This window comes from Micromonospora sp. NPDC048170, assembly GCF_040652795.1.
GTDB lineage: Bacteria > Actinomycetota > Actinomycetes > Mycobacteriales > Micromonosporaceae > Micromonospora.
Window position 1 is genome coordinate 428,823 of the sequence record NZ_JBEZMR010000001.1, and the last position, 12,162, is coordinate 440,984.

The window sequence follows — 12,162 nt, forward strand, 5'->3', positions numbered from 1 at the left end:
CCTCCTGTACGGCGCTCCGGCGGGCGCGGTGCTGCGGCACACCGGCCACGTGCCCAGCGCTCGACGGGGTGACGGCGTGACGGCGTGACGGCGTGACGGCGTGACGGGGCGCCGGGGCGCCGGGGCGCCGGGGCGCCGGGGTGACCCAACCCGTACTCGGCTCAGGCACGCGACGACCACGGCACGAGGCGGCCGCCCAGGAACGATCTTGACGGGGTCGGTCGAGCGTGATCGGCTGCCCTGATGGACAACCAGTGGCGGGCCCAGTTCGACGCGGAGGTCACCTTCGCCAACGGCGGCGGCCTGCGGACGGACGGGTTCCGGCTGGACATCCCCGGCCCCGACGTCGCCGACGACGAGCTGGCGGCGCTGTTCGTCCGGCACCTCGGGTTGCTGATGGTGGCCGGGGTGCGGATCACCAGCCGGACGATCATCGAGGAGCCACACAAGGGCGGCCGGGGCGTCGCGGCCCGGTCCGACCCGGGCGGCACCCCCCGGCGACGGCTCGTCGAGCTGAGCCACGTGGTCACCGACGGCATGACCACCCTGCCCGGCTGGCCGACGCCACGAATCACCGAGTGGCTGACCCGGGAGGCATCCCGGGCCAACTACGCCCCCGGGACCGAGTTCCAGGTGGGACGGATCGACATGATCGCCAACACCGGCACGTACGTCGACACCCCCGCCCACCGTTATGCCGACGGCGCCGACCTCGCCGCCACCGGGCTGGACCGCCTCGCCGACCTGCCCGGCGTCGTGGTCCGGGTGCCAGCCGGCACTCGCGCGGTGGACCGGCTGCTGCTGGCGCCGTACGACGTCGCCGGGCACGCGGTGCTGCTGCACACCGGCTGGTCGGCGCACTTCGGCACCGACCGGTACGGCGCGCCGGAGGCGCCGTACCTCACCGGGGACGGCGCCCGGGCCCTGGTCGACGCGGGCGCCGCCCTGGTCGGCATCGACTCGATCAACGTCGACGACATGAGCCCGGCAGCGGCCGGCGAGCGCCCGGCGCACAGCGCCCTGCTGGCTGCCGGCGTGCCGGTCGTGGAGCACCTGACCGGGCTCGACGCGCTGCCCCCGACGGGCTTCCGGTTCACGGCCGCCCCGCCGATGGTGGCCGGCATGGGCACCTTCCCGGTACGGGCGTTCGCCGTCCTCGACCCCACCTGAACCGCCGCGCCTGCCCCGCCTCGACCACACCGACGTCGGTCGGCATCCCCCAGCGAGACCACGGCCGCCTCCAGCCGCAACTGCGGCAACCTCCCGTCGGCACCCTTCAACGGGACCACGGCCGCGACCCCGACAACTTCCGGTCGCAACTCCGGCAACCTCCAGCGGGACCACAGCCGCCCCGGCCACAACTCCGACAACCTCCAGCCGCACCCGTGGCAACTTCCCGCCGCGACTCCGGCATCTTCCAGTGGGACCACGGCAGCCTGCGGCCGGCGCTGCGGCAGTCTGCGGCCGGGGCTCCGGGCGGCGCAGAGGCGGTGGGGCTGCGGCCAGACCCCGGAATGAACCTTCGGGTCAGCGCGCGACCGGGCCGTGACGGCACGCTGCCGGAATGCCTCGGGCACCGCGTATTCCCAAGGAGTTGGCGTTCCTCCCGTTTTCCGGCAGTCGGGCGGTCGCCGCCGGCCTGGTCACCTGGCGGATGCTTCGTGGGCCGTCCTGGCGCAGGCTGCTGCCCGACATCTACGTCCACGTCGGCGGCCATCGTGAGGAAGACCATCGGATGTGGTGCGACGCCGTCGCCCTGACCCTGCCGACGGGTGCCGCCATCAGCGGTCTCAGCGCGGCGTTCCTGTGGGGCGTGGACCTTCTCCCCCGCGCGAGCCCGGTCTTCGTCACGCTTCCGGGGGCGGCCCGCCGACGCACCACTCCACGCGTGTCGGTCGACCAGCGGTCGCTCTCCGCCCGGGAGATGACCAGGTTCGCCGGATTGCCGGTCACCACCGGCGTCCGCACGGCCTTCGACCTCGGGCGGCAGTTGCCCCGGACGGACGCGCTGGTTGCGGTGGACGCACTGCTGCATCGGCGAGTGGCGAGGCTCCCCGCGTTGAGCAGCTACCTGGACACGCACCACGGCTGGCCCGGCACCGCCCGGCTGCGTGAGGTGCTCACGCTTGCCGAGCCGCTGAGCGAGTCCCCGATGGAGACCCGGCTCCGCCTCGTCCTGCACGACGCCGGTCTGCCACCCCTGACCGCGCAACACGACGTGTATGGCGCCCACGCGCAGCGGGGCCGCGTCTTCCTCGGCCGCGTCGACCTCGCCTATCCCCGGTGGCAGATCGCCATCGAGTACGAGGGTGACCACCACCGGGAACGCGTCCACTTCCAGCGCGACGTGGCACGGCTCAACGCACTACGCGCGGCGGGCTGGTTGGTGTTGCGCTTCACGGCGGACGACGTACTGCGACACCCTGCCCGAATCGTCCGCCTCGTCACTGACGCAATCCACGAGCGCCAGTCCAGCCAACAGTGATCAGGACGCCATGGACGCTAAAACACCCCCGTAACGTCCATGACGCCCTGATCACCGGGGCGGGCCCGCGTGCGGCAGGGCGGGCGGGCACGCACGGCGGGGCGGGCGGGAGGCGGGGAGCGGGAGGCGGGGAGCGGGAGGCGGGGAGCGGGAGGCGGGGAGGGGGAGGGTGGCGGCTGTCAGTAGCGGACCGTGATGCGGTGTTCGACGGCGTCTACCCGGATCTCGCCGCCGTACGGGACGATCAGCTGTGGGTCGGTGTGGCCGAGGTCGACGTCGAAGACCACCACGGCGTCCGGGCGGTAGGTGGCGAGCGCCCGGGTGACCGCCTCCCGCTGTGCGTCCGCCCAGTCCCGCCGCTCGTCGGGGGTGTGCGGCCGTTCGAAGTCCCACGCCTTGGCCCGGCCGACGAGGACCGCCGGGAAGCCGGCGAGCAGGCCCCGCTCCCCCATGTTGCGCAGGATGCGGAACACCTCGGTGGCCGAGGGCATCTCCTCCGAGGTCTCGATCATCAGCACCGCCCCGGCCAGTTCCCCGGTCGGGGGTACCCGGTCGGCGGCCAGCAGCCAGTGCAGGATCTCAAGGTTGCCGCCCCAGGTGCGTCCCTCGACCACCGTCGACGGCCCCTGCCAGCGCCAGCCCTCGCCCGGGAACATCTCCGGCTCGTCGGCCAGCGTCGCCGGGTCGCGCCAGTCGTTCGGCCGGTCGCCCCACTCGGGCGCGGGCGTCAGGTCGTACCAGCCGGGGGTGAAGAGGGCGGCGCGCAGCGAGTCGAAGGTCAGCGGGTGTGGCCGACCCGGCCGGCCGAGGTGCACCAGCACCGACCCGCCGTGGTACGCGACGACGCCCAGCCGGTACAGATGGTTGAGGACGTTCGTGTTGTCGGAGCAGCCGAAGTACGGCTTCGGGTTGGCCCGCAGCACGGCGTCGTCCAGGTGCGGGGTGACCGTGATCAGGTCGTCCCCGCCCACCGTGGCGAGCACGGCGGTGATCGTCGGGTCGGCGAAGGCGGCGGTCAGGTCCCGGGCCCTGTCGCGGGGGTCGGCGCCGAGCACGCGGGTGGTCGGGTACTCCACCGGCTCCAGGCCGAACTCCTCGCGCAGCCGGCGCAGCCCCAGCTCGTACACGTGGGGGAAGAGAGCGGGCAGGCCGGCGGAGGGCGACACGACCGCGACCCGGTCTCCCGGTCGGGGCTTGGGTGGATACGTCGTTGAGGTCATGGTCGGACGCTACCGACCCGGCCAACCGGTTTCCCGGCCCACGGAAGGCCTGGTGGGAGCCACCTATGCTGGGCTCCCCGAAGTTGATCGAGAAACTGGAGCCCTCGTGACCAGCCCGGCCGGCCCTCCGTCGCAGCCCTTCCACGGCGGCCCGCCGCCCGGCCACCCATGGGCACGGCACCCCTCGCCGCCGGCGCCGGTGGCCAGGCGCATCCCGGAGGACCAGCCGTTCGTGGTACGCCCCGGTCTCGCGAAACGCGGACTGGTGTCCATGGGGATCATGCTGGTCCTCATCCTCCCGATCGCCTTCTGCGCCGGCCTCGGCATGGTGAACTCGGCGGACCCGGAGATGCGCGCCCAGGCGGCCGTCGGCATCCTCGGCGTGGTGGCCTGTCTGCTGGTCCTGGTCGGCCTGCCGCTGGGGATCCAGCTCTGGCTGATCGGCTCCGGCGGCCCGGTGCTGGCGCTCGGCCCGGCCGGGCTCTGGATCCGCACCCGGCCGACCCGGGGCCAGGCGATCTGGCTGCCCTGGGAGGGCGTCGCGCAGGTCTCCCGCCGGCGGTGGAGCATGGAGAAGATGCTGGTGGTCAAGCCGCGCGACTCGCGGATGCTCCAGCACCTCGGGGTGTTCACGGCGGTGGACAGCGCGACTCTCAACGCCTTCTACGGCTCCGGGCTGGCCGCCACGCTCAACTTCGCGGACAGGCCCGAGGCGGAGATCATGGCGGCGGTCGCCCACTACAGCGCGGGCCGCTGCCAGCTCAGCTGACCGGCGGGGTTGCCGACGCCGGGTCAGTCGACGGGTGGGGCGCGGGCGTCGACGAGCCCGCCCGCCTTGATAAAAGCCACATTCCGGGCACCAGGCACCCTAGGCTGGCGGCGTGGACCAGGAGATGCGCGACAGGCCGCCGCGTACCGCCGCGCTCCTGCTCGGCACCCTGGTGCTCGCCACCGCGTTCATCGCCGCGTACGTCGGCGCGCTGCACCGCCCCACGCCCCGCGACGTGCCGGTCGGGGTGGTACGCGGGGACCAGAAGGCGGAGGCCGTCCTCGCCGCCGTACGGAACCAGACCGACCTCCTCGAAGCAGTCGGCTACGACGACCAGGACGCCGCCGACGACGGCCTGCGCACCCGCCGGGTGTACGGGGTGCTCGCCAGCACCGCCGAGGGCGGACTGGTCCTGACCACCGCCAGTGCCGCCGCGCCCGCCGCGACCGACGTCGTCGCCCAGGTGCTCGACACCGCCGCCCGACAGGCGGAGATGCCGTTGCGGATCACCGACGAGGTGCCGGTGGCGCCGACCGACCCGCGCGGGCTCGTGCCGTTCTACCTGGCCGTCGGGTACGTGCTGGGCGGATACCTCGCCGCCACCGTCCTCGGCCTGGGCAACGGCACGGCCCCACGCACCTTCCGCCGCGCCGGGCTGCGGATCGCCGCGCTCGCCGTCTACAGTCTGGTGCTCGGGACCGCCGGCGCGGTCGTGGTCGGTCCGGTCCTGGACGTCTGGGACCACGACCTGGTGGGCGTCGGCGCGACCGGGGCGCTGGCGGTGTTCGCGGCGGCGATGATCGCCTCGGCGGTGCAGGCCTGGCTGGGGCTGTTCGGCACCGGGCTGGTGATCCTGCTGCTGGTGGTGCTCGGCAACCCCGGTTCCGGCGGCATCTACGCCCCCGAGTTCCTCCCCACCTGGCTACGCGGAATGCACCTGTGGAACGTGCCGGGGCTCGCCACCGACCTGCTCGAGTCCGTCGTCTACTTCGACCGCCGGTCGACCGGCTGGCCGGTCACCGGGCTCACCATCTGGACGGCGCTGGGCATCGCGGGTGTGCTCAGCGCCACGCTGTTCCATGCCCGCCGCCGTGCCGCCCGCCGCCCCGTACCCGCCTCGACCAGCGCAGACACGCCCGCCGCCGGCTGAGATGTGAGGAAGGGTTCCTTCCTCTACCGTAGGCGTTTGCAAGGGTCCCCTCCTTACCGACGGGGGACGCGGATACGATCCAGGGAGTCGGACAGCGCTGTCCTTCGTACTCGCGTAAGGAGCGCATCGTGACCGACCAGCACGACCACGACGGCCCCGACGCCGCCCTGCGGGCCGACATCCGCCGCCTCGGCACCCTGCTCGGGCAGACCCTCGCCCGCCAGGAGGGCCGGCCTCTGCTCGACCTGGTCGAGGAGATCCGCGCACAGGTCCGTTCCGACGCCCCCACCGCCGCGCGGCGCCTCGCCGGCCTGGACGTCACCACCGGCACCAAGCTGGCCCGCGCCTTCTCCACCTACTTCCACCTGGCCAACATCACCGAGCAGGTGCACCGGGGCCGGGAGCTGCGCCGCCGCCGCGCGGTCCAGGGCGGCTGGCTGGACCAGGCGGCCAAGATGATCGCCGAGCGCGGGGTGCCGGCCGAGGAGATCGCCGCGGCGGCCCGCCGGCTGGCGGTACGGCCCGTCTTCACCGCCCACCCGACCGAGGCGGCCCGCCGGTCGATCCTGTCCAAGCTGCGCGCCATCGCCGACGAACTGGACGCCGAGACCGCCAACGCGATCCTCTACGGCGCCAGCGACGAGGGCCCGGCCAACCGCCGCCTCGCCGAGTTGCTCGACCTGATGTGGCAGACCGACGAGCTGCGGCTGGACCGGCCGGACCCGACCGACGAGGCCCGTAACGCCATCTACTACCTGCGCGACCTGTACGCCGAGGCCGCCCCGCAGGTCCTCGACGACCTCGCCGACACGCTGCGTACCCTCGGCGTGGAGACCTCCCCGACCGCCCGGCCGTTGTCCTTCGGCACCTGGATCGGCGGCGACCGCGACGGCAACCCGTTCGTCACCCCGGCCGTGACCCGCGAGGTGCTGACCATCCAGCACGAGCACGGCATCGCGGCCACCGAAAAGGCGATGGACCACCTGATCAACGAGGTGTCGGTCTCCCGGCGGCTGCGCGGGGTGTCGCTCGACCTCTCCGCCAGCCTCGCCGCCGACCTGGACGCGCTGCCCGAGGTGGCGGCCCGGTTCCGCCGGGTCAACGCCGAGGAGCCCTACCGGCTCAAGGCCCGCTGCGTGAAGGCGAAGCTGGCCAACACCCGGCAGCGGCTGCGCCAGGGCACCGCGCACGTGCCCGGCCGGGACTACCGCGGATCGGCCGAGCTGATCGCCGACCTGGAGCTGCTGCGCGCCTCGCTGGCCCGCAACTCGGGCCAGCTCACCGCCGTGGGCCGGCTCGCCTCGACCATCCGTACGGTCTCCGCGTTCGGGCTGCACCTGGCGACCATGGACGTCCGGGAGCACGCCGAGGCGCACCACGCGGTGCTCGCCCAGCTCTACGCGGCCGTCGGCGAGGTCCCCGACTACCCGTCGCTGACCCGGCTGGAGCGGACGAAGCTGCTCGCCGACGAGCTGACCGGCCGCCGGCCGCTCTCCACGCTGGACACCCCGCTGACCGAGGCGACACGCAAGACGTTCGACGTGTTCGGCACCATCCGCGAGGCGCAGGACCGGTTCGGCACCGAGGTCATCGAGTCGTACATCGTCTCGATGACGCTCGGCGTGGACGACGTGCTCGCCGCGGTGGTGCTGGCCCGCGAGGCCGGCCTGGTCGACGTGCACAGCGGCCGGTCCCGGATCGGCTTCGTACCGCTGCTGGAGACCCCGGCCGAGCTGAACGCGGGCGGCGAACTCCTCGACGAGCTGCTCTCGCTGCCGGCGTACCGGGCGCTGGTGGCGGCGCGGGGCGACGTGCAGGAGGTGATGCTGGGCTACTCCGACTCCAACAAGGAGGCCGGCATCACCACCAGCCAGTGGTCGATCCACCGGGCGCAGCGCGCGCTGCGCGACGTGGCCGCCCGGCACGGCGTACACCTGCGGCTCTTCCACGGCCGCGGCGGCACGGTGGGTCGCGGCGGCGGACCGACGCACGAGGCGATCCTGGCACAGCCGTACGGCACCCTGGACGGCGCGATCAAGGTGACCGAGCAGGGCGAGGTCATCTCCGACAAATACTCGTTGCCGTCGCTGGCCCGGGAGAACCTGGAGCTGACCCTGGCCGCGGTGCTCCAGGCCACCCTGCTGCACACCGCGCCTCGGCAGCCGGCCGAGATGCTGGAACGCTGGGACGCCACGATGGAGCTGGTCTCCGACTCGGCCTTCCGGTCGTACCGGTCGCTGGTCGAGGATCCGGACCTGCCCGCGTACTTCTGGGCGTCGACGCCGACGGAGCTGCTCGGCGCGCTCAACATCGGCTCCCGGCCGGCGAAGCGGCCGAACACGGGGGCCGGCCTCGCCGGGCTGCGCGCCATCCCGTGGGTGTTCGGCTGGACCCAGACCCGGCAGATCGTGCCCGGCTGGTTCGGAGTGGGCTCCGGCCTGGCCGCGGCCCGGGAGGCGGGGCTGGCGGACGTGCTGGCCGAGATGCACCGCAACTGGCACTTCTTCCGCACGTTCCTGTCCAACGTGGAGATGATGCTCACCAAGACCGACCTGAGCATCGCCCGCCGGTACGTCGAGACGCTGGTGCCGAAGAAACTGCACCCGATCTTCCACCAGATCGAGCAGGAGTACGAGCTGACCAAGCGGGAGGTGCTGGCGGTGACCTCCTCGCCGGCCCTGCTGGAGAGTTCCCCGGTGCTCCAGCGCACTTTGGCCGTCCGCGACACCTACCTGGAGCCGCTGCACCACCTCCAGGTGGCCCTGCTGCGCCAGTACCGGGAGTCCGGGGCGGCAGGCCGCGCGGTGGCCACCGCGCCGGGCGGCCGACGGACGCCGAGCGATGGTACGGCGCTGGAGCGCGCGCTGCTGACCACGGTCAACGGCATCGCCGCCGGCATGCGCAACACGGGCTGAGGTGTAAGGAAGGGCACCTTCCTAACGCATTCTGCATAGGAAGGTGCCCTTCCTTACACAGCGACCGGCGAGTCCTCTCACCGGTCGTCGCCCCTACCAGTCGCCGCCACCGAAGTCACCGCCCCCGAAATCGCCGCCGAAGTCGCCGCCGCCGAAGTCACCGCCGAAGTCACCGCTCTGGTCGCCGAAGCCGGAGGCGTCGCCGAAGCCCTCCTGGCCGGCGGCCTCGAAGCCGTAGCCGGGGTCGGCGAAGGCAGGCGAGAAGAGCGCGTCGGCGATCAGCATGCCGCCGAGAACGCCCGCGCCGGCGCCCAGCGCCGTCTTCCACCACGGGGTGGAGTACCAGCCCGCCGGCACCGGTCGGCCCTGGTAGCGCCCGCCCGGGTAGTAGTAGGGGGTGTCCCGGCCGGGCTGCGGGCCGGCCCGGAAGGTCTGCCCCTGCACGTCGACCTGGCGCTCCCGGGTGAGCTGCCCCGCACCCTGCGCGGCGGCCAGCGGGGGCAGCTCGGGGCCGGGGTCGATGCCGAGCGCGACCCGGGCCGCCCGCGCGTAGGTCAGCCCCTCCAGCGCGGTCTCCCGGGCCAGGCGGTACTGCTCGACGGTCCGGGCCTGCTCCAGCTGGCTGCCGGCCGCGTTGTAGCGCTCCCCGGCGTCGACCAGCGCCTGACGCACGGCCGGGTGGTCGCCGTGCAGGTTCATCACCTGGCCGCCGAGGCGCTCGTACCAGCGCTGGGCGTCGGCGCGCACGTCGGCGAGCCGCCGGGCCTCGCGGGCGGCGCTCTCCCGCCGCCACCAGACGAACGCGCCGGCCAGCAGCACGACGAGGACCGCCACGAGCAGAAGTTCCATGCTTCGACGGTACCCGCGCCGGACAATCGCAAGCTTCCGTCCGATCGTCGACGGGCGGGCCGCCACCACCCCTTCCACGCCGACCCGTTCTGCACATCGCCCCTGGTCAACGCGTCGAACGGGCTGCTGCCCGGGTGCGGGCGGCCCGCCTGAACGGCCCGACACAGGACCAGATTTGCAAACGGCCGTTTGTGCAAGTGGTCGTTTGCATTAAGGTGGAGCAATGCCTGCTTCCCTCGTGGCACCCGGCCCGGACCTCGACCTGGCCTTCGCCGCTCTCGGTGACCCCGTCCGGCGCGCCCTGGTGACTCGTCTCGCGCGAGGTGAAGCCACCGTGGGAGAGCTCGCTGAACCGTTCGACCTGACCCCACAGGCGATCTCCCACCACGTCGGTGTCCTCCGGCGGTGCGGCCTGGTCGAGCAGCGGCGCGAGGGCACCCGGCGTCCCTGCCGCCTGAGGGTCGATCAGCTGTCGCAGCTCGGCACGTGGATCGACGAGCAGCGCCGCGCCTGGGACGACCGGCTCGACGCCCTGGAGCGCATCATCGACCAGCTGCCACCCGGCACCGCCACCGACGAGGGAGTGGTCCGTTGAGCGCCAGCGCGGAGCTCCGCGACGACGAACTGATCGCCAGGCGCCACCTTTCGGCGGCACCCGAACGCGTCTGGGCCGCCTTCACCTCACCGGCGAGCATCGCGGCGTTCTGGGGCGGTTCGCACGCCACCGTGCCGCCCGGGTCCGTGACCGTCGACCTGCGTCCCGGTGGCGGGTTCGCGCTCGACACCCGTGCGCCGGACGGCGCGACCCGCCGGCTCCGCTTCACCTACGTGAGCATCACCGCACCGCGCGAACTCGTGTTCGACGAGCCCGTCACCGGCCTCCGTACGACCGTCACCGTCCACCCCGCCGGCGACGGCACGCACCTCACGGTCCACCAGCGCCGCCTGCCGCCTGAGCTCCGGACGGCCCAGGCAGCCGGCGGGCTCGCCTCGATCCTCGACGCCCTCGCCGCGCATCTGCGGCACTGAACAGACCACCAGGACGGAGAGTGCCATGACCCACACGTCCCAGCGCGACCTCGTCGCGGAATACTTCGACGGTTTCCGGGCGAGCGACCACGGGCGGATCCTCGCGACCCTCACCGACGACGTCGAGTGGGTCATCCACGGCCACCGGACGACCCGTGGCAAGGCGGAGTTCGACCGCGAGATCGAGAACCCCGGCTTCACCGGCAGCCCCGAGCTCGACGTCCAGCGTGTCCACGAGGACGGCCCGGTCGTCGTCACCACGGGCGAGGGGCGCGGCGTCAGCGTCGACCACGGCCCGTTCCGGTTCGCCTTCAACGACCTGTTCACGTTCCGCGACGGGCTCATCGCCCGGGTCGACTCCTACGTCGTCCCGCTGCCTGAGGCCGTGGGCGACCCACCCGGCGAACGCTGAGGGCGCTGAGTGGACGCATGCTCGCCCGAGCGAGTACCACGACGGCGTGGGCCCGCTCACGGCGGCCCGCCACGCGGCGCGACAGCGGGCGTCGTACGCGTCTGGCAAGCTCAGGAGGGTGGACTTCTCGACGCTGGCCGTGGTGATCGTCTGCCTCACCGCCGGAGGTGCGGCGGGCTGGTACGCCGCCCGCGCCCGCTCGGCCGCCGAGGTCGCGCGGCTGGAGGCGACGCTGGCCGCCACCCGGGAGGGCGAGGGGCGGCTGGAGCAGTCCATGCGGGCGCTGAGCTACGAGGCCACCGCGCAGTCCCAGGAGGCGGTGGCCCGCGCCGTCGCCCCGCTGCACGACACGCTGCGCCGCTACGAGCAGCGGGTCGCCGAGCTGGAGCACGACCGCGTCGACGCGTACGCCGAACTGCGCGAGCAGGTCCGCGCGATGAGCACGGTCTCGGGCGAGCTACGTACGGAGACGAAACAACTGGTGGCGGCCCTGCGGGCGCCGCAGGTGCGGGGCCGCTGGGGTGAGCACCAGCTGCGCCGCGTCGTCGAGGCCGCCGGCATGCTGGAGCACTGCGACTTCTCCGAGCAGGTCACCGCCGCCACCGACCACCAGGGGGTCCGCCCCGACCTGGTGGTCCGGCTGCACGGCGGCCGGTCGGTGGTGGTCGACGCCAAGGCGCCGTTCGACGCCTACCTGACGGCGATGGAGGCCCGCGACGAGCGGGGCCGCGACACGCACCTCGACGCGCACGCGAAGCACCTGCGCGCGCACGTGGACGCGCTGGCCGCCAAGACCTACTGGGCCGCGTTCGACAGCACCCCGGAGTTCGTGGTGCTCTTCGTGCCGGCCGACCCGTTCCTCGACGTCGCGTTGCAGCGCGACCCGACGCTGCTGGAGCACGCGTTCGCCCGCAACGTGGTGCTGGCGACCCCGGCCACCCTGGTCGCGCTGCTGCGCACGATCGCCTACTCGTGGCGGCAGGAGGCGCTGGCGCGCAACGCGGTGGCGGTGCACTCGCTGGCCCGGGAGCTCTACGGGCGGTTGTCGACCCTGGGTGAGCACGTCGGCAAGCTCGGTGCGTCGCTCGGTGGCGCGGTGACCGCGTACAACCGGGCCGTCGGGTCGTTGGAGGCGCGCGTGCTGGTCAGCGCCCGTAAGCTCGCTGACCTGGGAGTCTCCGACCAGGAGCTGGCCGTGCCGGCCCAGGTCGAGCTGGCGCCCCGCCAGCCGCAGGCCCCTGAGCTGGTCGGAACCGCCGACACCGCGCCGCCGACCAGCCGGTCGACACTGGACTGACGGCCGATACCTATCACCGCCGATGTGACAATGGAT

The 12,162-nt window shown here is 73.3% G+C and carries 11 protein-coding genes; 9 read left to right on the plus strand and 2 right to left on the minus strand.

Annotated elements, in window-relative coordinates:
- The first annotated feature begins 243 nt into the window (after window positions 1-243).
- Both AB0D32_RS01855 and AB0D32_RS01860 read left to right on the plus strand, forming a co-directional pair.
- Complete coding sequence (locus tag AB0D32_RS01855) at window positions 244-1,170, plus strand: cyclase family protein (RefSeq protein ID WP_357083245.1); 927 nt, start codon at window positions 244-246, stop codon at window positions 1,168-1,170.
- A gap of 394 nt (window positions 1,171-1,564) precedes the next feature.
- A complete protein-coding gene (locus tag AB0D32_RS01860; RefSeq protein ID WP_357083248.1) occupies window positions 1,565-2,485 on the plus strand; it encodes a DUF559 domain-containing protein in 921 nt (306 codons plus the stop codon).
- Between the two features lie 179 nt (window positions 2,486-2,664).
- Here the strand turns inward: AB0D32_RS01860 and AB0D32_RS01865 are convergent, their stop codons facing one another.
- Window positions 2,665-3,705 (minus strand): S66 peptidase family protein, encoded by a 1,041-nt coding sequence (locus AB0D32_RS01865; RefSeq protein ID WP_357083251.1) that lies wholly within the window; start codon window positions 3,703-3,705, stop codon window positions 2,665-2,667.
- A 271-nt stretch (window positions 3,706-3,976) separates the two neighbouring features.
- Here AB0D32_RS01865 and AB0D32_RS01870 point away from each other — a divergent pair, with 271 nt between their 5' ends.
- The 3 genes from AB0D32_RS01870 (at window position 3,977) to ppc (ending at window position 8,539) form a co-directional block, all read left to right on the plus strand.
- Complete coding sequence (locus AB0D32_RS01870) at window positions 3,977-4,474, plus strand: hypothetical protein (protein WP_357083254.1); 498 nt, start codon at window positions 3,977-3,979, stop codon at window positions 4,472-4,474.
- Window positions 4,475-4,586: 112 nt separating this feature from the next.
- Window positions 4,587-5,624: a hypothetical protein gene (locus AB0D32_RS01875; protein WP_357083257.1), complete on the plus strand. Its 1,038-nt coding sequence runs from the start codon at window positions 4,587-4,589 to the stop codon at window positions 5,622-5,624.
- A 128-nt stretch (window positions 5,625-5,752) separates the two neighbouring features.
- Window positions 5,753-8,539: a phosphoenolpyruvate carboxylase gene (ppc, locus tag AB0D32_RS01880; RefSeq protein WP_357083260.1), complete on the plus strand. Its 2,787-nt coding sequence runs from the start codon at window positions 5,753-5,755 to the stop codon at window positions 8,537-8,539.
- A gap of 93 nt (window positions 8,540-8,632) precedes the next feature.
- Here ppc and AB0D32_RS01885 read toward each other — a convergent pair whose 3' ends face one another.
- Window positions 8,633-9,388 carry a hypothetical protein gene (locus tag AB0D32_RS01885; RefSeq protein ID WP_357083263.1) on the minus strand — a complete coding sequence of 252 codons (756 nt, stop codon included), beginning with the start codon at window positions 9,386-9,388 and terminating at the stop codon, window positions 8,633-8,635.
- A 223-nt stretch (window positions 9,389-9,611) separates the two neighbouring features.
- Between AB0D32_RS01885 and AB0D32_RS01890 the strand changes: the two genes are divergently transcribed.
- The 4 genes from AB0D32_RS01890 (at window position 9,612) to AB0D32_RS01905 (ending at window position 12,126) form a co-directional block, all read left to right on the plus strand.
- Window positions 9,612-9,983: a metalloregulator ArsR/SmtB family transcription factor gene (locus AB0D32_RS01890; protein ID WP_357083266.1), complete on the plus strand. Its 372-nt coding sequence runs from the start codon at window positions 9,612-9,614 to the stop codon at window positions 9,981-9,983.
- Entirely contained in the window at window positions 9,980-10,417 is a 438-nt protein-coding gene (locus AB0D32_RS01895) for an SRPBCC domain-containing protein (RefSeq protein ID WP_357083269.1), read from the plus strand. Before AB0D32_RS01890 ends, AB0D32_RS01895 begins: the two co-directional genes overlap by 4 nt.
- Before the next feature lie 25 nt (window positions 10,418-10,442).
- Window positions 10,443-10,829 (plus strand): nuclear transport factor 2 family protein, encoded by a 387-nt coding sequence (locus tag AB0D32_RS01900; protein ID WP_357083272.1) that lies wholly within the window; start codon window positions 10,443-10,445, stop codon window positions 10,827-10,829.
- A 118-nt stretch (window positions 10,830-10,947) separates the two neighbouring features.
- Complete coding sequence (locus AB0D32_RS01905) at window positions 10,948-12,126, plus strand: DNA recombination protein RmuC (RefSeq protein ID WP_357083275.1); 1,179 nt, start codon at window positions 10,948-10,950, stop codon at window positions 12,124-12,126.
- Window positions 12,127-12,162: the final 36 nt, after the last annotated feature.

Coding starts and splice junctions, on each gene's coding strand:
- AB0D32_RS01865 (WP_357083251.1), bottom strand. CDS start 3,705: ATGACCTCAACGACGTATCCACCCAAGCCCCGACCGGGAGACCGGGTC.
- AB0D32_RS01890 (WP_357083266.1), top strand. CDS start 9,612: ATGCCTGCTTCCCTCGTGGCACCCGGCCCGGACCTCGACCTGGCCTTC.
- AB0D32_RS01855 (WP_357083245.1), top strand. CDS start 244: ATGGACAACCAGTGGCGGGCCCAGTTCGACGCGGAGGTCACCTTCGCC.
- AB0D32_RS01900 (WP_357083272.1), top strand. CDS start 10,443: ATGACCCACACGTCCCAGCGCGACCTCGTCGCGGAATACTTCGACGGT.
- AB0D32_RS01870 (WP_357083254.1), top strand. CDS start 3,977: ATGGGGATCATGCTGGTCCTCATCCTCCCGATCGCCTTCTGCGCCGGC.
- AB0D32_RS01885 (WP_357083263.1), bottom strand. CDS start 9,388: ATGGAACTTCTGCTCGTGGCGGTCCTCGTCGTGCTGCTGGCCGGCGCG.
- AB0D32_RS01860 (WP_357083248.1), top strand. CDS start 1,565: ATGCCTCGGGCACCGCGTATTCCCAAGGAGTTGGCGTTCCTCCCGTTT.